Below are 18,029 nucleotides of genomic sequence, written 5' to 3'. Positions count from 1 at the left end.
CCGCTCTGGTTGCTCGAAGATGATGCGCAGTCTGGCCGAATCTCGCAACGGCTGTTTGATGAAGATTGTGGTTCCCGGTCAAATCAGGCCATGCCGGCCCTGGCGAGGAAGTCGAGCAGCAACCGGCTGACCGCGGCCGGCTGCTCCTGCTGGACCCAATGGCCGGCGCCGTCGACGAGATGGCAGCCGAGCATCTTCGTGCACGCGCTGCGCTGCATTGTCTCGAAAGCGCCGGCCCGTTGATAGGTGCCCCAATCCTGCTTGCCCGAGATGAAGCAGGAGGGCACATCGATGCTGCGGCCGGCAAACAATTGCATCTCGTCATTGAGCATGCCCGATGTGCCGTAGCGGTACCATTGCAGCCCGCCCTGAAATCCGGTGCGGCTGTACTCGGCGCTGTAATAGGCAAGGTCGCTGTCCCGCAGCCATTGGTTCGCGGCGATCGCGGCCGGCGAGGGCATCTCCTTCGCGACCGTCTCGGCCATGGTCTCGTGCAAGTCCATCACGTAATAGGTCGGCAGCTTCGCCAGCTCCTGCGCCGACCATGCTTGCAGCGGATAGGGCTTGTTGTCGGTCCAGTCCGCGCTCTTGTGATGATAGTAGGCGCGCAGGAAATCATGCACGCCCTGCGGTGCCTGCTGCATATCGGCATTGGCTTCCCGTGTCGAATAATACCATTGATAGTGCTTGCGTGGCCGCGGCAGCGAGGCGAGCTCACGATGCACCGGGTCTTCCACCGCGGGCTTTGCCGGATTGTCGACCGTGCCGAACGGCAGCGGCGGCGGTCCGCCGAACGGCGCGCTCATCATCGTCACCGAACGAAACACGTCGGGCCGGATCAAGGCGCACCAGGCTGCGACCGGGCTGCCAAAATCATGTCCGACCACATCGACCTGCCTGTAGCCGAACGCCGACACCAGGCCGAGCGCATCGCGCACGAGACTGAGAAGCGAGAACGGCGCGAGAGGGCCGTCGTACTCCGCGCTCCATCCCGTGGTGCGTCCGTAGCCGCGCTGGTCCGGTGCGATCACGTGGTAGCCGGCCGCGCTGAGCGCCGGCATCACCTTGCGCCAGGAGAAGGCGAGCTCGGGAAAGCCGTGCAGCAAGAGGATACAGCGCCGTCCCTTGGTCTCGAAACCGGCCTCCAGCACATGCATCCGCAAGCCGTTGATGCCGTCGACGGTGCGCGAGCGGATTCCGGCGGGCAGGGGAATGTCGGGGAGTGCGGTCATCGTATTCTCCACACGGGCAGTATCGGCGGGTGGGTTAGCCCCGGGGATTGCGCGAAGCGCAAGCCGCGCGGCGTAACCCACCTCTTTATTCTCCGCGGAGGCAGAAGTGGTGGGTTACGCTCGGCGTCTGCGCTTCGCGCAGCCGCAGAGCTAACCCACCCTACGACAGCCAGACTAAACCGCCACACATTCGAACGCGTTGCCCTTGCTCCTGATCTTCCCGACCGACGGCGAGGGGAAATGCGCGGTGCAGCACAGCGTGTCGGTGTCGCAATAGCGTTCCAGGAAGCTGCGGCGCGTCTTCGCGGCTGCGGCCGGATCGACGTCGAACTTGATCGACAGCTCCGGATAGAGCGTCTGCAGCGGCGAGTGCATGAGATCGCCGGAGAACACCGCATCGTCCTTGCCGCGGCCCATCGTGATGGCGATATGGCCGGGCGTGTGACCCGGCGTCGGCAGGATGCGGACGTGGTCGCCGATTTCGTGGTCATTGCCGACGAGCTCGTGCCTGTTGGCCTCGACGACCGGCAACACGCTGTCGACGAAGGGCGGAATCTCCGTCTTCGCGTTCTGCGCGGACCAGTGATCGAACTCTTGCTTGGCGAACAGATAGCGCGCCTTGGGGAAGGTCGGCACCCAGCGGCCGTTCTCAAGCCGCGTATTCCAGCCGACGTGATCGACATGCAGATGCGTGCACATCACGAAGTCGATGTCGTCGACCGAAAACCCCGCGGCGCCGAGGCCGCGCAAATAGGTGTCGTCGGTCTTCATGTTCCATTTCGGCCGCGGCCGCGGCTTGTCGTTGCCGATGCAGCTGTCGACCAGGATGGTGTGGTGCGGCGTCTTCACCACGTAGGACTGGAAGCACAGCAGCAGCACGTCCTCATCGTCCAGTGCCTTCGCCTCGCGCATCCAAGCCCGGTTCTCGGCCAGCACGTCCGGCGTCAGTCCAGGCAGCATCTCCAGCGCCGGGACGAACGAGGTCTCCTGCTCGATGATGCGATGGATGGTGAGATCGCCGACCGAGAATCTGAGGCTCATGAGAACTCCCGAGACTTATGCCGCTGGCGGCACCGAGATCTTGACGGAGGGCCGCTCCAGCATCCTCTGGTGGAATGCGTCGAGCTTCGGAAAGGCCTTACGCCAGCCGCAATCGGCGAAGCGGAAGTCGGCATAGCCGAGCACGCAAACGAGGCCGATCTGCGAGATGTCGAACGGGCCGTTCAGCACGTCAGGCATGTTCTCGAAGCGCGCCATGCCGGTCCAGGCCCTGTTCCAGTGGTCGTCCGACCAAGCCTGCCATTGCAGGCCCTGCGGCCGCACCATCTTCTCGTAGCGGCACAGCAGCATGGAATCGAGCATGCCGTTGATCAGCGAGTGATTGGTCTTGGCTTTCCAGCGCCGCGGGCCGTAATCCGGGATCAGGCTGCCGCCGGCGATCTCGTTGAGATATTCGACGATGACATAGGAATCCAGGATCACGTCGCCGTCATTGGTGATCAGCACCGGCAGCTTCTTCAGCGGCGTGATCTTCGAATAATCCTCGTTGGCGGTGCCCGGCGTGACGCTCGCGGGCACGAGCTCGATCTTGTCGATCAGCCCGAGCTCGATCGCAGCGATGCGCACCTTGCGGGCAAAGGGCGAGGCGGGGGAGAAGGTGAGCTTCATGGAGAGTATCCCACAAATGAACGTTTTGTTTCGTCATTGCGAGGAGCGAAGCGACGAAGCAATCCAGAGTGTTGCCGCGGAGGGATTCTGGATTGCTTCGCTTCGCTCGCAATGACGGCGAGAGGGCGGAGGCTCACGCCGCCACGATCTCCTGGCGCTGCTCGCCGAGGCCTTCGATGCCGAGCGTGACGACGTCGCCGACATTGAGGAAGGTCGGTGGCTTCATGCCGAGGCCGACGCCCGGCGGGGTGCCCGTTGTGATGACGTCGCCGGGCAGGAGCGTCATGAACTGCGAGACATAGGAGATGCACTTGGCCATCGAGAAGATCATGGTCTTGGTCGAGCCGGTCTGGCGGCGCTGGCCGTTGACGTCGAGCCACATCGACAGGTTCTGCACGTCCTTGATCTCGTCCTTGGTGGCGAGCCACGGCCCGAGCGGGCCGAACGTGTCGTGCGACTTGCCCTTGGTCCACTGGCCCAGGCGCTCGATCTGGAAAGCGCGCTCGGAGACGTCGTTGCAGACGCAATAGCCGGCGACGTGGTTCAGCGCGTCGGCTTCCGAGACGTATTTGGCGCGGGTGCCGATGATGGCGGCGATCTCGACCTCCCAGTCGAGCTTGGTCGAGCCGCGCGGCTTCTCGACGGGATCATTCGGGCCCGACAGCGAGGTATTGGCCTTCATGAAGATGATCGGCTCGCTCGGAATCTCGGCGCCGGTCTCCTTGGCATGGTCGGAATAGTTGAGGCCGATCGCGACGAATTTCGAGATACCGGTGACGGGGGCGCCGAACCGGGGCTTGCCGGAGACGGCGGGCAGCGAGGCGGGATCGAGCGCGGCCAGCTTCTTCAGGGATTCAGGCGAATAGGCCTCGCCGGTGAGGTCCTTCAGATGCGCCGACAGGTCGCGCAACTGGCCGGATCTGTCGATCAGGCCGGGCTTTTCCGCACCCTTCTCGCCATAACGAACAAGCTTCATTCTCGTTTCTCCCTGGGAATGGACCGATCGGTTAACTGCTTCATGGAACAGGGCGGCGGGAAATTCAACCGCCCAAAACGGGCATCACCCCAGCGCCACGAACCTGAATGCGTCGCCGTCTCGCTTGATATGTCCGGCGGAATAATGACCGCCGATCACCAGTGTGGGTGTGTCGGCAAAGCGCGAGAACACCGCATGCCGGCTTGCCGCCGAACGCGCGGGATCAGTATCCACAGTCGAGCACCAGTCGAGATGGGCCATCTGGCAGGGATGATGGGCAACGTCGCCGGTCAGAAGCGCCTGCTCGCCGTCGGACTCGATCAGGACGCTCATGTGCCCCGGGCTGTGACCGGGAGTTGGGATCATTTCGATCTCCTCGCAAAGCCGATGGTCACTCGGAACCAGATCGGCCTGGCCGGCATCGACCACTGGCTTCACGGAGTCGTTGAACACCGCGACCTTGTCCGGCTCGGCCGTGTAATCACGCCAATGATCATATTCGGTCCTGCCGAAAACATAGCGCGCCTTCGGGAACGTCGGCACCCATCCGCCGTCAACCAGCCGCGTATTCCAGCCGACATGGTCGACGTGAAGATGCGTGCACAGCACGGTGTCGATGCTGTCAGGCGGAAACCCCGCCGCGGTCATGGTCTCCAAGAACGGCGTGCTGCGGTTGTTCCAGGTGGGGACGCCGCGGCCTTGCTTGTCGTTGCCGAGGCCGGTGTCCACCACGATCCGGCGCGTCGGCGTCTCCACCACCAGCGAGTGGATCGACATTTTCAGCCGGCCTTCGTCGGTGGCGAAATGCGGGATCAGCCAGGGCAGCTTCTGGATCTCGTCATGGGTGGCTGCCGGCAGGATGAAGCGGGTCGAGCCGACCGTCTCCATTTCGACGAATTTCGTGATCCTGACCTTGCCGACCTTCCACTGCATCCGCCGCCTCCCATTTTCTTGCTCTTGCGCTGGAACATGCACGTTTTCTGCCATCGGGCGCAATGGATCATCTGAGGTGATGTGGCGTTATCGCGGGGAACTGGATGCTAGCCGAAGAGGACGCCATGCCAGAGCTTGCGATTTCCGCGGAAAAGGTCGCCTTTATCATCGAGAAGGCGCGCGAATTCGACGTCAAGGAGGGGGCTTCTGATCCGGACTCCGGCTCGAACGCGGCCGACGACGATATGATGGACGTCCTCGACGACGATGGCTCCGATCCTGTCGTCCAGGAGCTCGGAAGCTTCATGATCGCCCTGAACGAGGACGAGCAGCTCGACCTCGTCGCGCTGACCTGGCTCGGCCGCGGCGACGGCACGATCGATGACTGGGACGATCTGCGCGCCCGCGCGTCGGAGGCGCGCCGTGAATATGGCAGCCCACGCCGCGAAACGGTGCACTATCTGCTCGGCGAGCCCATGCTGGGCGATCTGCTCGCGAACGGGCTCGACGAATTCGGCATCGACTGGACCGATGAGCGCACCACCGCCGATTCCTCCGCTCCGAGCCAGCAGGATGAGGACGAGCCGACCAAGCAGCGGTGATGATTTTACCTCGCCCCGCTTGCGGGGAGAGGTCGGCGCGAAGCGCCGGGTGAGGGGGAGTCTCCGCGAGTCCGACTGTCACCGTGCTTGCGGAGAGAGCCCCTCACCCCAACCCTCTCCCCGTAAGAACGGGGCGAGGGAGTACATCTGCAAACGCGACTACAGCGTCCCCGGGAACGCGCCACCATCCAGCAGAATGTTCTGTCCGGTGATGAAGCCGGCCTTGGCGCCGCACAGGAAGGCGCAGGCATAGCCGAATTCGTCGGGCTGACCGAAGCGCCCCGCGGGGTTGAGCTTGGCGCGCTCGGCCAGGATCTGCTGCGGTGTGACACCGCGCTTGTCGGCTTCGCCCTTCGCGGTGCTGGTCAGGCGATCGGTCTCGAACGGGCCCGGCAGCAAGCCGTTGATGGTGACGTTGTTGATCACCGTCTTGCGCGACAGGCCGGCGATGAAGCCGGTGAGGCCGGCGCGCGCGCCATTGGAGAGGCCGAGAATGTCGATCGGCGCCTTCACCGCGGCCGAAGTGATGTTGACGATGCGGCCGAACTTGCGTGCCATCATGCCGTCGACCGTCGCCTTGATCAGCTCGATCGGGGTCAGCATGTTGGCGTCGATCGCCTTGATCCAGTCGTCGCGGGTCCAGTTGCGGAAATCGCCGGGCGGCGGGCCGCCGGCATTGTTGATCAGGATGTCGGGCTCGGGGCAGGCCTTCAGCACCGCCTCGCGGCCCGCCGGCGTCGTGATGTCGCCGACGATCTCGGTGACCGTCACGTCGGGATAGGCCTTGCGGATCTCGTCGGCGGTCTTCTTCAGCGCATCAGCGCCGCGCGCGGTCAGCGTGACGTCAACGCCGGCCTCCGCCAGCGAGAAGGCGCAGGCGCGCCCGAGGCCCTTGCTGGATGCACAGACGATGGCGCGGCGACCTTTGATCCCAAGATCCACTGTTTCACTCCCGTAAATGTCAGGCAGGTTTTGGACGGCGGCTACATTAGCCAACTGTGATGCCGCTGATAAGGGATCGGCCCGCACCAAAATGCATGGCGTGCGCTGCGGCGATGCAAATGCGCGGGCATGATCTGGACTAGATCCGCCGCTCCTGCTTGAGGCGGTCGATTGCGGCGGCAGCCTCCGGCGGCAGCGACTTGAAGCCCATCTGGCCCGCGGTCGAGAACAGCGGCCGCAGATGCGAGCCGGCGAGGAAGGGCGGCTGGCGGTTCGTCGGCACGATCTGATCGAACACCAGCACCAAGGTGGTGGCGACGAGGCCGACCCTGACGGCGCCGAGCGCCGCGCCGCCGAGCCGGTCGCCGATGCCGGCCTCGCCGATCGTGTCGTTCAGCGCGATGCGGCCGATATGGCCGAACAGCATGCCGACGACCACGAAGATGGCGAAGAACCAGATCCAGTTCTGCAGCAGCGGCGAGTTCGGATTGCCGGCGATCTGCGGTGCGATCAGCGGCATCAGCGCCACCGCGATCGGGGCGGCGAGCAGATAGGCGAGGATGGTCATGGCGCTGCGTAGCAGCCCGGTCCTGAACCCCAAGCCGACCGCGACTGCCAGCGCGGCATAGACGGCGAGATCGAAACTGTTCATGCGCGAAAGCCCTGCCTCGACGGAACGAATGAACGCCGAGCCGATCATTCCGGTTTCAGATCGCTAAAATCGTCTGTATTGGTGGCTCCAAAGCTTAAAGGAACCGTCCAAGGAACGCGTCATGTCAGACCTATTCGACGTCAGTAAAGAAACCATCCTCGTCACGGGTGCGAGCCAGGGGCTCGGCCGGCAATTTGCCCGGGTGCTGGCGGCGCATGGTGCGGCCGTGGCGCTCGCCGCGCGGCAGGCCGACAAATTGAAGGGCCTGGAAGAGGAGATTCGCGGCAAGGGCGGCCGCGCCGCGGCGGTCGCGCTCGACGTCACCGACACCGCCTCGATCGCCAGGGCGGTCGATGCCGCCGAGGCCGCGCTCGGCCCCGTCACCGTGCTGATCAACAATGCCGGCATCGCCATCGAGAAGCTCGCGACCGAGCAGACCGAGGCGGATTGGGACGCCGTGATCGGTGCCAATCTCAAAGGCGCCTATTTCCTCGCAACCGAAGTGGCGCGGCGCATGATCGCGCGCAAGCAGCCGGGCAACATCGTCAACATCGCCTCCGTGCTCGGCACCGGCGTCTTGAAGGCGCTCTCGCCTTACGCGATCTCCAAGGCCGGCATCATCCAGGCGACGAAAGCGATGGCGCTCGAGCTCGCTGGCCAGAACATCCGCATCAACGCGCTCGCGCCCGGCTATATCGACACCGAGATGAACCACGCCTTCTGGTCGACGCCGGCAGGCGAGCGCCTCGCCAAGCGCATCCCGCAACGCCGCGTCGGCGCCGAGTCCGATCTCGACGGCGCGATTCTGCTGCTGGCGTCGAATGCGTCGCGCTACATGACGGGCAGCGTGGTGACCGTGGACGGCGGGTTCCTGCTGAATTGAGCCCAACTGTCGTCCCGGACAAGCGCGCCCCAAGCGCGCGCCGATCCGGGACCCATAACCACAGGACGTGGTTTGCCGAAGACTCGGAGTTGCCATCTCGCGGCACGACTTCTCCCTGTGGTTATGGGTCCCGGATCGGCGCTTACGCTTGTCCGGGACGACAGCGGCATATGACGCGACACCGTCGCCTAACTCGCCCGCATCTCCCCCCGGATCATATCCGCTGCCTTCTCCCCGATCATGATGGTCGGCGCATTGGTGTTGCCGCCGATCAGCGTCGGCATGATCGAGGCGTCGACGACGCGCAATCCTGCCACGCCATGCACCTTCAACGCCGGATCGACCACGGCCATCGCGTCGGTGCCCATCTTACAGGTGCCGACGGGGTGATAGACGGTGTCGACACGCGCGCGCAGAATGGCGCGGATGTCCTCGTCCGTCTTCACGTCGGATGTGAACATGTCCTTCTTCTGTAGCGCCCGCATCGCAGGCGTCTCCATCAGTCGCCGCGTCGTCTTGAAGCCGGCGACCATCGCCTCGAGATCCTCCGCCTCGCCCAAGAAGTTCGGGTCGATCATCGGCGCTGCGAGCGGATCGGCGCTCTTCAGCCCAATACTGCCGCGGCTCTTCGGCCTGAGCAGACAGAAATGGCATGAGAAGCCCGCCTCCTTGTGCTTCTTGCGGCCGTGATCGTCGAGCATCGCGATGACGAAGTGGAGCTGGATATCAGGCACGTCGAGATCAGGCCGGGTTTTCAGGAAGCCGCCGCATTCGGCGAAATTGGTGGTCATCACGCCGCGCCGCTCGCGGCGATATCGCTGGATACCGCGCAGCAGGGATGGCAACCGACCGAGCGAGGCGTGAACGAAGTGCGGATAGTCGGAGGCGTAGACGAATACGAAATCCGGATGGTCCTGCAGATTGCGCCCGACCCCCGGCAGGTGATGCACGACGTCGATGCCGTGGGCGGCAAGCGCATCGCCATCGCCAATGCCCGACAGCATCAACAGCTGCGGCGACTGGAAGGCGCCGGCGGCGAGGATCACCTCGCGGCGGGCGCGCAGCTGCCTTGTCTGTTTGCCCTGCACATATTCGATGCCGACCGCGCGCCCAGCTTCGAACAGGATCTTCGTTGCCTGCGCTCCCGTCTCGACCCGCAGATTCGGCCGCTTGCCGAGATGAGGAGCCACATAAGCCCGCGCCGCGCTCCAGCGCTCGCCGCCCCGCTGGGTCACCTGGTAGCTGCCGAGCCCTTCGTGGTCCTCTTCATTGAAGTCCTCGCGGATGCGGAACTGCGCCTCGCGTGCGGCCTGATGGAAGATGTCGTGAATCGGATTGTCCGAGCGCAGCCGGTTGACATGCAGCGGTCCGCCCTTGCCGTGATACTCGCCGTCGAAATCGGCGTTGTCTTCCGAGCGCTTGAAGTAGGGCAGCACGTCCGCATACGACCAGCCGGAATTGCCGAGCGCGGCCCAATGGTCGTAATCCCATTTGTGGCCGCGGATATAGACCATGGCGTTGATCGCCGAGGACCCACCGAGGCCCTTGCCGCGCGGCTGATAGCCGATGCGGCCGTTCAATCCCTTCTGCGGCACGGTATCGAACGCCCAGTTGGCCGCGGCATAGGGCAACGCGAGCCCGAATGGCGTCGTGATCCGCCAGGTGTCGTTGCGTCCCCCTGCATCAAGCAGCGCGACGGATGTGCCCGCATCCTCCGACAGCCGCCCCGCAATTGTGCAGCCGCCCGAGCCCGCGCCCACGACGACGAAATCGAATGTGTCGGTCAATGTTGTTTCCCCCCCGTTTACTGTCATTCTGGGGCGCGCGAAGCGCGAACCCGGAATCTCGAGGTTCGCTTCGCCTCCCGGAACGGCACCCCGGCGTTTTCGGCCTTAATCTTGTTGCCGCAGGCTGGCCGTTTGTGGAACTTCTGGCAAGAGCGCGCGGAACGGCGCGGAAACTCGTCGATTCCCCTGTCATAAAGTCGAAAAAAACGTTCCCGCAGCCCTTTCCAAAGGCAGCCCGCCTTGATACATACCCCCCGCACCCGACGGGCATTGCCCCTCGGGTCGCCTTCCAAGGAAGCCTTTGGGACGGAAGTGGAAAGCCAGCGCGACCAGCGCCGGCCTCAACCGACCGTCCCCAGGATTTAACCGAAGGCACGCAAAGCTTTAACGCGGGGTGGAGCAGCCCGGTAGCTCGTCAGGCTCATAACCTGAAGGTCATAGGTTCAAATCCTATCCCCGCAACCAAATTGACCGGATCCGAGACGACAACGGCCCGCTTGATGCGGGCCGTTTTTGTTTGGCGATGGGATCGCCGCGCTACCTCGCCGCGGTCTGCCAGGCGAGTAGCCGCTGCTCGACCAGTGACATCGCAATCGACGTCAAATATCCGGTCGCGCCGAGCAGGATGACGCCGGCGAAGAGGTCGGCGGACCGGAACGCGCGTGCCGAGAGCAGCACCCAGTGACCAAGGCCGTCGAGGCCGGCCAGGATCTCGCAGACCACCGAGAGGATCAGCGCGACGGTCAGGCTGAGCCGCATGCCCGCGAGGATATCCGGCAATGCCGAGGGCAGGGCGATCTTGGCGATGATTGCGGTGCGCGACATCTGCAGCGAGCGGGCGACCTCATAGAGCCGCGGCTCGACTGCGGCAAAGCCGTGAACGGTTGCGAGCATGATCGGCCAGATCGCGCCGAAGGCGATCACGAACAGCGCCATGCCTTGCGTCAGCCCGAGCATCGCGATTGCGACCGGGATGATCGCCGAGACCGGCAGGGGCCGCAAAAATTCCAGCGACGGCGCGACATAGGCGCGCATCATCCGGGACGAACCGATCAGCGCGCCAAGCGCAATGCCGGCGATCGAGGCGGCGAACCAGCCATAGGCCATGTGCTCCAGCGTGCCGATGAGCTTGCCCGCGAGATCGCCGCTGGAAAAGCCGCGCACCAAAGCGGCCCAGGCGCGGTCCGGACCGGGCAGGAACACCGGCGACACTAGCTTCAGATTGGCGACGAGTTGCCACGCCGCGATGAAGCCGGCTGCGACGAGGGCGCTTGCCAAACGCCAGAGGATCGCGGTGCGCTTCATGGATGGTCTCCGGCGAGCGCGGCGCGGCCGAACAGACGGCGCTGGGCGGCGATCAACAGCATGTTCAGCGCGTAGCCGATCGCGCCGATCCAGACGAGATAGGCGAGCATCAGGTCGGCGCGCAGGGCCTGCTGTGCCAGCATGATGCCGGCACCCAAGCCGATCGGGTTGATGGCGATCTCGACGGTGACCGCGACGATCAGGGCGATCCCGGCCGACAGGCGGAAGGCGACAAAGATCCGCGGCAGTGCGGCCGGGATCACGATCTTCGCGATCCGTTGCGGCGCGCTCAGCCGCAAGGCCCGCGACACTTCCATCAATCGCGGCTCGATGCTACGCACCGCGCTGCGGGTCATGATCAGCATCGGCCAGACGCAGGCGAACGCCACGATCACGATCTCCATCCGGTAGCCGAAGCCGAGCGCGATCAACGCAATCGGCAGCAGCGCGATCGAGGGAATCGGGCGGATCGCCTCGACCGTCACCTCCATCAGCCGGTCAAGCGGACGCGAAATGCCGAAGGCGATGCCGAGCGCAAGCCCGATGGCGCTGCCGATGGAAAGACCCGCGAAGGCAGCGAACAGCGTGTCGCGGGTCGCGATCGGGATCGAGAGATCGGCGAGCGCCGTGGCCAGCGCCGCGAGGATTGCGCTCGGCGGCGCCAGGCTGTCGCTTTGCAGATGGGTGAGGCGCGCCCAGAGCTCAAACGCCAGCACCAGCGCCAGCGGCAGCAGCAAGGGCTTCGCGCGGTCGAGGCTCAATGCTCGGTCGCCTTGATGAAGTCGAACAATTGCCGGCGCAGCCGCAGGAATTCCGGATGCTCGCGGGTGGCGAGCTGGTCGCGCGGACGCGGCAGGTCGACGTCGAGCTCGATCCCGATCCGGCCCGGATGCGGCAAGAGGCCGATGACGCGGTCGCCGAGATAGATCGCCTCGTCGAGATCGTGGGTCACGAAGATCACGGTGGTCTCGCTCGCCTGCGTCAGCGACAGGACCTCGTCCTGCAAGCCCTGCCGCGTCATCGCATCCAGCGCGCCGAACGGCTCGTCCATCAGCAGCGTGGTCGGCTCCTGCGCAAGGCAGCGCGCGATCTGCAGGCGTTGCTGCATGCCCCCGGACATTTCGGCCGGATATTTGTCGGCATGGCCGGGCAGTCCGACCTTGCGCAGCAGCGCCTCGATGCGCGCGCCGCGTTCGCGCGCCGGCACACGCGAGGCTTCCAGCGCCAGCGAGATGTTTCCGGCCGCGGTCCGCCACGGCAACAGCGCCTTGCCGTAATCCTGGAACACGATCGCGACCTCACGCCGCGGCTCGGTGATCGGCTCGCCCTCAAACGTCACCGCGCCGCTGGTGGGGCGATAGAGACCTGCGGCGAGCCGCAGCGCCGTGGTCTTGCCGCAGCCGGAGGCGCCGACGATGCAGAGGAATTCGCCCGGCCGCACCTGAAGATCGAGATTCTCGATGATGGTCTTGCCGCCGAGCCGCAGCGTCGCGGCATTGAACGCGATCAGCGGTTTCTGCCGCCGCGCGGCGCGCGCCTCGCTGAGCCTTGCAACGACGGTCATGATTGCTCCCCGCCCGCCTGCGGATAGACGAAATCGATGGTCGAGTGCAGATGCGCCGCCAGCATTTTTTGCGCGGCGGCCACGTCGCGGGCGAGCACGAGGTCGGCGAGCATCTGGTGACTGCGGATGAATCTCTCGCCGCTGTCGATGGCGCCCATCATCACGCGGCGGTAGCGGTAGGCCTGGTCGTAGAGGTCGGAGTGGGCGGCCAGCATGCGCCGCGAGCCGCAGGCGGCGAGCAGCGCGGTGTGGAAGCCCTTGTGCAGCCGGTCGAACTCCGCCGCGCCCTCGCGGAATTCGTCGCCGGTGCGCTCGATGTGTCGGCGCATCTGATGCAGCGCGCTGATGATGCCGGCCTCCCAGGCAGCATCGCCGTGGAGGATGGCGAGCTTGACCGCCTCGATCTCGACCGCCGTCCGCATGCAGGTGATGTCGGCGAGATCCTCGCGGCTGACCTCGGCGACGCGGAAGCCGCGCTGGCCGATGCCGACGATGAGGCCGCGCGACATCAACCGCGACAGGCCTTCACGCAGCGGCGTGGCGCCGATATCGTAACGTTGCACGAGGTCGACGATGCCCAGCCGCGATCCCGGCGCGAGATCTCCTGCCAGGATGTCCTGCTCGATGAGGTTTGCGGCACGCTCGCTCAAGGTGCCGGCTTCCGTCGGCAGGCGTTCGAGAGTGCGCTCGGGAGCTGGCATCGTCGATATCCCTTAGTTCAGCACCAGTTTCGCGGTGTCGAGCTTCGATTGCAGCATCTTCTGCGACGACATCACCTCGATCCACCAGCTGAGGTTTTGCGGCTTGAGGTTCGGCTCGGACTGGTTCGGCGGCGTCGCCTTGACGAGATCGAGCGGCTGCTTGGTGAACTTGGCGATCGAGGCCGAGGCCTTCTCGCGGTCGCTGTTGACGATCGCGGCGGCCTCCGCGACGGCCTCGCGAAACTTCTTCACGGTGGCCACATTCTTCTCCGCCCAGTCGCGCGATGCGGCATAGAAGATGATCGGATCGGTGCGGCCGAGCTCGGCACCGTAGCGCGCGCCGACCGAGCCGAGCCCCGCATTGCTCATGCGCGTGACGAACGGCTCGGCCGTGAGCACGGCATCAACGCCGCCCGACTTGATGATGTCGGCCATGGTGGGGAAGGTGACTTCGACGAAATTGACGCTTTTGGGATCGACGCCTTTTTCGACCAGCCATTTCACGAACAGCACATGGAGAAAGGCGTTCAGGCCGGGCGCGCCGACCTTCTTGCCGATGAAATCCTTGGGATCCTTGATGGTGATGCCGTTGCGGACGAAGGCGGCGATGGCGGTGTTCGAGGTCGGATTCATGACCGAGGCGCCGGCGATCGCGACGAGGTCGAGGCCGCCGTCGACGGCCTGGAGGAAGACGGTGGAGGTGGGGCCGCCGACCTGAATCGAGTTCGACAGGATCGCCGCCGGGATGTTGGAGTTGATCGCGATCGGCGTCATCTCGACTTGCAGCCCGTGCTTTTTGAAGATGCCTTCGTCGACCGCGACCATGGCCGAGGCGCAGTCGGAGGTCGCGGTGCAGCCAATCTGGATCTTGGCTTGGCCCAGCGCAGGTGCCGTCAGGCCAGCAGACATCCCGAGCACGAGGCCCGCCAACATCGTTCTGCTCGTTCGCCTCACTGCGCTCTCCCCGTTTTGTATTTTTCAGTCTTGTTTATCGATATTTTATCTGATCATATATTTGAAACGATGACAAGGGGTGCCCAAGGTGAAGCTCGCAACGTTCAGATCGGCCGGCCAGGAGAAGATCGGAGCCGTCCATAGCAATGACAGCCAGGTGCTTGACCTCGCCGCCGCGGCCGCACGGGACGGCGGAGCCGATCCGGCCTTCGGCTCGATGCTGGCGCTGATCGACGCCGGGCCCCGCGCGCTCGATCGGGCCCGGGTGCTGCTCGACAAGCACGGAAAGGACGCGACGCTGTCGGCGGCGGTCACCACCGTCGACATCCTCGCGCCGGTGCCGGAGCCGAGGCAAATGCGCGACGGCATGTCGTTCCCCCTGCACATCCTGCAGGCGCCGCGCGGGCAGCAAAAGCTCGCCGCGCGTGCCAAGGGCGACATGGCGGAATTGGCGCGCATCGACGCCGAGCCGCTCGGCGAATTGCCCGAGGTCTATCGCAAGCAGCCGATCTACTACATCACCAACCGCTTCAGCGTCCGCGGCACCAACACCACGGTGAAATGGCCGCGCTACAGCAAGGTGATGGACTACGAGCTCGAATTCGGCATCATCACCAAGAACAAGGGCGCGAACATCACGCCTGCGAGGGCTGGGGATCACATCTTCGGCTACACCATCTTCAACGATTTCTCCGCGCGCGACGCCCAGCGCATCGAGATGGAGGGGCGGCTCGGCCCTGCCAAGGGCAAGAGTTTTGACGGCGGCAACGTGATGGGGCCCTGGATCGTGACGCCGGACGAGATCGGTGATCCCTACAAGCTGAAGATGGAAGCGCGCGTCAACGGCGAGACCCGCTCCAAGGGCATCTCCGAGGGCATGCTGTTTTCGTTCGAGGAGATCATCGCGCACGTCTCCCAGGACGAGACGCTGATGCCCGGTGAATTCATCGGCTCCGGCACGGTCGGCAATGGCTGCGGCCTCGAGCTCGGCTGGTTTCTCGAGCATGGCGATACGATCGAGCTCGAGGTCGAGAAGATCGGCATTTTGAAGAATCGCGTCGAGCGGCAAGAAACCTGAAGGGGGCGTCTGAAGGCGCGCTTGAAGCGACGCCTGACTGCCGCCACAACGAGAACAATCAACGAGGAAGCGCCATGACGAGCAAGCTGATCGACATCTCCGTCCCCCTCCAGAACGACGTGCCGGCCGACCCGCCTGGCAATCATCCGACGATCCAGTACATCAATCATCAGCAGGGCCTGCCGCGCATGCTGCAGTTCTTCGATGGACTGAAGGCCGAGGATCTGCCTGATGGCCAGGGCTGGGCGGTGGAGCAGGTCAGTCTCTCCACCCACAACGGCACGCATCTCGATGCGCCCTGGCATTTTCACCCGACCATGAATCGCGGCGAGCGGTCCTGGACCATCGACGAGGTGCCGTTGGAATGGTGCTTCCAGCCCGGCGTGAAGCTCGACTTCCGGCACTTGCCGGACGGCTATGTCGCGACGGCCAAAGACGTCGAGGCCGAGCTCAAGCGCATCGGCCACGAGCTGAGGCCGCTCGAGATCGTCGTGGTCAACACCAGCGCCGGCGCCAAATATGGCCGGCAGGACTACGTCACCTCGGGCTGCGGCATGGGCTATGAGGCAACCATGTACCTGCTCGAGCGCGGCGTGCGCCTGACCGGCACCGATGGCTGGAGCTGGGACGCGCCGTTCGTTCACACCGCGAAGAAATATGCCGAGACGAAAGACGCCAGCCTGATCTGGGAAGGCCATAAGGCCGGACGCCATATCGGCTATTGTCATCTCGAGAAGCTGCACAATCTCGAACAGCTGCCGCCAACCGGCTTCAAGGTGTCATGCTTCCCCGTGAAGATCGAGCGAGCCTCGGCGGGATGGACGCGAGCGGTCGCGATTTTGGAGGGGTAGCTTATTGTCCCGTTGGGCGCCCATGGTGTCAAAAGGTCGAGCCACCCCGCCCGTCGCTTGTTGTCTCTACCCTTGATGGAATCGAACCCGGTAGTCATGCGGCAGCACGTTCAGGCGGCGGCGGAACGCGCGGCGTAGATGCTCCTCGCTCTGAAAGCCTGCGCGCGCGGCGATTTCCTTGATAGGGGAGGCGGACTCTTCCAGCGCGCGCCGGGCAGCCTCGACGCGAAGCTCTTCGACCGCCTTGGCGGGCGTGCGGCCGGTCTTCTGGCGAAACACGCGCGCGAAGGTGCGCGGGCTCATGCCCGCTCGTTCGGCGAGACTTTCGACACGCAAATCGCGGCCGAGATTTTCTTGCATCCAGCTCGAAATTTTTTCGAGAGCCCGATCTTCCGAGGCCTGCATTGACAGCGGCACGCTGAATTGCGCCTGCCCGCCGGGCCGCTTGAGGAAAACGACGAGGCGCCGCGCGATGCGCATGGCCTCGCGATGGCCGAGATCATCTTCCAGCAGCGTGAGCGCCAGATCGATGCCGGCCGTCACGCCTGCCGATGTCCAGATGCCGCCGTCATGCACGAAGACCGGGTCGACCTGAACCGAAACGTCGGGATGTTTTGCGCGCAGCAGGTCACAGGAACCCCAATGGGTGACCGCGCGCCGCCCGCGCAGCAGCCCGGCTGCGGCGAGGATGAATGTGCCCGTGCAGACCGAGCAGACGCGCCTTGCCTTCGGCGCTGCCAGGCGAAACCAATCGACCAGCGCGGCTTCGGCAGCGGCGCGATGGACGCCGGGACCGCCACCCACCATGAGGGTGTCGATGTTCTTGTGGTCGCAGTCAGCGAGGGCGGTCGTCATCACCTCCAGACCGGACGAGGTTTTGACCGACCCGCCTTTCAACGAGCAGATCTGCCAGACATAGGGCGCGCGCCCCGCTTTCGACGTTTCGCAGGCCAGTTCGAAGGCCTGTAGCGGTCCGGCAAAGTCGAGCAGCAGACAGTCGTCGAAAAGGACGAAGACCACGCGGCGGGGGGCGGAACGGGCCATTAGCAGCGCCTTGAGCAGGGAAGGCTTGGCAGGAATTGCGTGTGTTATGACATTTCGGCAAAGGCCCTCCGCTGTCAACATGGGTTATCCAACGTTAGGAGGGCTCCATGTCCGGCAAGCGGATCGAGATCGGAATTCTGTACTATCCCGGGATGACGCAACTGGACGTCACCGGACCATTCGAAGTTTTTGCCCGTCTGCCGAACGTCCGCATGCACCTGCTGTGGAAGCGCCTCGAGCCCGTCGTCAGCGACGTCGGCCTGCCGCTGCTGCCAACCACGACCTTTGCCGACTGCCCGGATCTGGACGTGTTCTGTATCGGCGGCGGCCCGGGACAGGTTGCCACCATGGACGATGACGAGGTGATTGACTTCGTTCGCGACAAGGGTGGATCGGCGCGCTACATCACCTCGGTTTGCGCCGGCTGTCTGATCCTCGGCGCAGCGGGCCTCATCGATGGATACAGGTCAGCCTGCCATTGGCTGATGAGCGACCAGCTTGCTGCCTTTGGCGCCATCGCTGTCGACGAACGCGTCGTGGTCGACCGCAACCGCATCTCCGGCGGCGGTGTCACTGCCGGTATCGATTTCGGTTTTCAGGTTGCCGCCGAACTCTGCGGCGAAGACGTCGCAAAGAACCTCCAACTGATGCTGGAATATCAGCCGCAGCCGCCGTTCGATATCACCGTGCAGAATGCGCCGCGTGAGCTGATATCCCGCATGCGCCGCGAGGCCGAACCTTGGCTGCAAAAGCGCGCAGCCGCGGTGCAAAAGGCGGTATCTAAACTGAAGGCGAAAGCAACGGCGGCTTAAGCTCGTTCGCAAACAGGGAGGAAAGCAACAGACGCTGTTAGAAAG

At 64.5% G+C, this 18,029-nt stretch carries 19 protein-coding genes and 1 tRNA gene; 6 read left to right on the top strand and 14 right to left on the bottom strand.

Annotated features, from left to right (window positions below; all coding sequences use genetic code 11):
• Window positions 1-83: 83 nt before the first annotated feature.
• The 5 genes from I6F28_RS05555 to I6F28_RS05535 form a co-directional block, all read right to left on the bottom strand.
• Window positions 84-1,232 carry an alpha/beta hydrolase gene (locus I6F28_RS05555; RefSeq protein ID WP_275945411.1) on the bottom strand — a complete coding sequence of 383 codons (1,149 nt, stop codon included), beginning with the start codon at window positions 1,230-1,232 and terminating at the stop codon, window positions 84-86.
• 174 nt (window positions 1,233-1,406) lie between these two features.
• Complete coding sequence (locus I6F28_RS05550) at window positions 1,407-2,273, bottom strand: MBL fold metallo-hydrolase (protein WP_225139428.1); 867 nt, start codon at window positions 2,271-2,273, stop codon at window positions 1,407-1,409.
• Between the two features lie 15 nt (window positions 2,274-2,288).
• Complete coding sequence (locus I6F28_RS05545; RefSeq protein ID WP_225139427.1) at window positions 2,289-2,900, bottom strand: glutathione S-transferase family protein; 612 nt, start codon at window positions 2,898-2,900, stop codon at window positions 2,289-2,291.
• 133 nt (window positions 2,901-3,033) lie between these two features.
• The gene (locus I6F28_RS05540; RefSeq protein ID WP_035997147.1) at window positions 3,034-3,876 is read right to left on the bottom strand and encodes a fumarylacetoacetate hydrolase family protein; all 843 of its coding nucleotides are present in this window, start codon (window positions 3,874-3,876) and stop codon (window positions 3,034-3,036) included.
• Window positions 3,877-3,960: 84 nt separating this feature from the next.
• Entirely contained in the window at window positions 3,961-4,809 is an 849-nt protein-coding gene (locus I6F28_RS05535; RefSeq protein ID WP_225139426.1) for an MBL fold metallo-hydrolase, read from the bottom strand.
• A gap of 125 nt (window positions 4,810-4,934) precedes the next feature.
• On the opposite strand from I6F28_RS05535, the gene I6F28_RS05530 reads away from it, so the two are divergent.
• The gene (locus tag I6F28_RS05530; RefSeq protein ID WP_035997316.1) at window positions 4,935-5,411 is read left to right on the top strand and encodes a DUF3775 domain-containing protein; all 477 of its coding nucleotides are present in this window, start codon (window positions 4,935-4,937) and stop codon (window positions 5,409-5,411) included.
• Between the two features lie 159 nt (window positions 5,412-5,570).
• On the opposite strand, the gene I6F28_RS05525 is transcribed toward I6F28_RS05530, so the two are convergent.
• Entirely contained in the window at window positions 5,571-6,353 is a 783-nt protein-coding gene (locus I6F28_RS05525) for an SDR family oxidoreductase (RefSeq protein ID WP_035997153.1), read from the bottom strand.
• Window positions 6,354-6,492: 139 nt separating this feature from the next.
• On the bottom strand, window positions 6,493-7,005 hold the full coding sequence (locus tag I6F28_RS05520; RefSeq protein WP_035997319.1) for a CvpA family protein: 513 nt from the start codon (window positions 7,003-7,005) through the stop codon (window positions 6,493-6,495).
• Between the two features lie 121 nt (window positions 7,006-7,126).
• On the opposite strand from I6F28_RS05520, the gene I6F28_RS05515 reads away from it, so the two are divergent.
• On the top strand, window positions 7,127-7,888 hold the full coding sequence (locus I6F28_RS05515) for an SDR family oxidoreductase (protein ID WP_225139425.1): 762 nt from the start codon (window positions 7,127-7,129) through the stop codon (window positions 7,886-7,888).
• 188 nt (window positions 7,889-8,076) lie between these two features.
• Here the strand turns inward: I6F28_RS05515 and I6F28_RS05510 are convergent, their stop codons facing one another.
• Complete coding sequence (locus I6F28_RS05510; RefSeq protein ID WP_225139424.1) at window positions 8,077-9,675, bottom strand: GMC family oxidoreductase; 1,599 nt, start codon at window positions 9,673-9,675, stop codon at window positions 8,077-8,079.
• A 388-nt stretch (window positions 9,676-10,063) separates the two neighbouring features.
• Here I6F28_RS05510 and I6F28_RS05505 point away from each other — a divergent pair.
• Window positions 10,064-10,140: transfer RNA gene (locus I6F28_RS05505), tRNA-Met, on the top strand.
• 72 nt (window positions 10,141-10,212) lie between these two features.
• Here the strand turns inward: I6F28_RS05505 and I6F28_RS05500 are convergent.
• Genes I6F28_RS05500 through I6F28_RS05480 form a run of 5 tightly spaced genes read right to left on the bottom strand, consistent with a single transcriptional unit; the run spans window position 10,213 to window position 14,178 of the window.
• Window positions 10,213-10,980, bottom strand: a complete 768-nt coding sequence (locus I6F28_RS05500; RefSeq protein WP_225139423.1) for an ABC transporter permease — start codon at window positions 10,978-10,980, stop codon at window positions 10,213-10,215.
• Window positions 10,977-11,741 carry an ABC transporter permease gene (locus I6F28_RS05495; protein WP_225139422.1) on the bottom strand — a complete coding sequence of 255 codons (765 nt, stop codon included), beginning with the start codon at window positions 11,739-11,741 and terminating at the stop codon, window positions 10,977-10,979. Before I6F28_RS05495 ends, I6F28_RS05500 begins: the two co-directional genes overlap by 4 nt.
• Window positions 11,738-12,544, bottom strand: coding sequence for an ABC transporter ATP-binding protein (locus I6F28_RS05490; protein WP_225139421.1), 807 nt, complete (start codon window positions 12,542-12,544; stop codon window positions 11,738-11,740). The genes I6F28_RS05495 and I6F28_RS05490 overlap by 4 nt, the downstream gene beginning before the upstream one ends.
• Window positions 12,541-13,245: a GntR family transcriptional regulator gene (locus I6F28_RS05485; RefSeq protein ID WP_225139420.1), complete on the bottom strand. Its 705-nt coding sequence runs from the start codon at window positions 13,243-13,245 to the stop codon at window positions 12,541-12,543. The genes I6F28_RS05490 and I6F28_RS05485 overlap by 4 nt, the downstream gene beginning before the upstream one ends.
• Before the next feature lie 12 nt (window positions 13,246-13,257).
• Window positions 13,258-14,178: an ABC transporter substrate-binding protein gene (locus tag I6F28_RS05480; protein WP_225139419.1), complete on the bottom strand. Its 921-nt coding sequence runs from the start codon at window positions 14,176-14,178 to the stop codon at window positions 13,258-13,260.
• A 109-nt stretch (window positions 14,179-14,287) separates the two neighbouring features.
• On the opposite strand from I6F28_RS05480, the gene I6F28_RS05475 reads away from it, so the two are divergent.
• Together I6F28_RS05475 and I6F28_RS05470 are read left to right on the top strand one after the other, a co-directional pair.
• Complete coding sequence (locus tag I6F28_RS05475; RefSeq protein ID WP_074447727.1) at window positions 14,288-15,277, top strand: fumarylacetoacetate hydrolase family protein; 990 nt, start codon at window positions 14,288-14,290, stop codon at window positions 15,275-15,277.
• A gap of 74 nt (window positions 15,278-15,351) precedes the next feature.
• A complete protein-coding gene (locus I6F28_RS05470; RefSeq protein ID WP_225139418.1) occupies window positions 15,352-16,128 on the top strand; it encodes a cyclase family protein in 777 nt (258 codons plus the stop codon).
• 66 nt (window positions 16,129-16,194) lie between these two features.
• Here the strand turns inward: I6F28_RS05470 and I6F28_RS05465 are convergent, their stop codons facing one another.
• The gene (locus tag I6F28_RS05465; protein ID WP_225126619.1) at window positions 16,195-17,172 is read right to left on the bottom strand and encodes a GlxA family transcriptional regulator; all 978 of its coding nucleotides are present in this window, start codon (window positions 17,170-17,172) and stop codon (window positions 16,195-16,197) included.
• A 107-nt stretch (window positions 17,173-17,279) separates the two neighbouring features.
• Between I6F28_RS05465 and I6F28_RS05460 the strand changes: the two genes are divergently transcribed.
• Complete coding sequence (locus tag I6F28_RS05460) at window positions 17,280-17,984, top strand: DJ-1/PfpI family protein (protein ID WP_225139416.1); 705 nt, start codon at window positions 17,280-17,282, stop codon at window positions 17,982-17,984.
• Window positions 17,985-18,029: the final 45 nt, after the last annotated feature.

Origin of the sequence: Bradyrhizobium sp. NBAIM14 (genome assembly GCF_020193895.1) — a bacterium.
Taxonomy (GTDB): domain Bacteria; phylum Pseudomonadota; class Alphaproteobacteria; order Rhizobiales; family Xanthobacteraceae; genus Bradyrhizobium; species Bradyrhizobium yuanmingense.
Note: the sequence above shows the minus strand (reverse complement) of the source record. Positions and strands in the feature narration are given on the sequence as shown.

Bases quoted from the DNA above. Each gene is read 5' to 3' on its own strand.
- I6F28_RS05500 (WP_225139423.1), bottom strand. From the start codon at position 10,980: ATGAAGCGCACCGCGATCCTCTGGCGTTTGGCAAGCGCCCTCGTCGCA.
- I6F28_RS05490 (WP_225139421.1), bottom strand. From the start codon at position 12,544: ATGACCGTCGTTGCAAGGCTCAGCGAGGCGCGCGCCGCGCGGCGGCAG.
- I6F28_RS05535 (WP_225139426.1), bottom strand. From the start codon at position 4,809: ATGCAGTGGAAGGTCGGCAAGGTCAGGATCACGAAATTCGTCGAAATG.
- I6F28_RS05515 (WP_225139425.1), top strand. From the start codon at position 7,127: ATGTCAGACCTATTCGACGTCAGTAAAGAAACCATCCTCGTCACGGGT.
- I6F28_RS05540 (WP_035997147.1), bottom strand. From the start codon at position 3,876: ATGAAGCTTGTTCGTTATGGCGAGAAGGGTGCGGAAAAGCCCGGCCTG.
- I6F28_RS05555 (WP_275945411.1), bottom strand. From the start codon at position 1,232: ATGACCGCACTCCCCGACATTCCCCTGCCCGCCGGAATCCGCTCGCGC.
- I6F28_RS05460 (WP_225139416.1), top strand. From the start codon at position 17,280: ATGTCCGGCAAGCGGATCGAGATCGGAATTCTGTACTATCCCGGGATG.
- I6F28_RS05550 (WP_225139428.1), bottom strand. From the start codon at position 2,273: ATGAGCCTCAGATTCTCGGTCGGCGATCTCACCATCCATCGCATCATC.
- I6F28_RS05545 (WP_225139427.1), bottom strand. From the start codon at position 2,900: ATGAAGCTCACCTTCTCCCCCGCCTCGCCCTTTGCCCGCAAGGTGCGC.
- I6F28_RS05520 (WP_035997319.1), bottom strand. From the start codon at position 7,005: ATGAACAGTTTCGATCTCGCCGTCTATGCCGCGCTGGCAGTCGCGGTC.
- I6F28_RS05480 (WP_225139419.1), bottom strand. From the start codon at position 14,178: ATGTTGGCGGGCCTCGTGCTCGGGATGTCTGCTGGCCTGACGGCACCT.
- I6F28_RS05470 (WP_225139418.1), top strand. From the start codon at position 15,352: ATGACGAGCAAGCTGATCGACATCTCCGTCCCCCTCCAGAACGACGTG.
- I6F28_RS05465 (WP_225126619.1), bottom strand. From the start codon at position 17,172: ATGGCCCGTTCCGCCCCCCGCCGCGTGGTCTTCGTCCTTTTCGACGAC.
- I6F28_RS05485 (WP_225139420.1), bottom strand. From the start codon at position 13,245: ATGCCAGCTCCCGAGCGCACTCTCGAACGCCTGCCGACGGAAGCCGGC.
- I6F28_RS05530 (WP_035997316.1), top strand. From the start codon at position 4,935: ATGCCAGAGCTTGCGATTTCCGCGGAAAAGGTCGCCTTTATCATCGAG.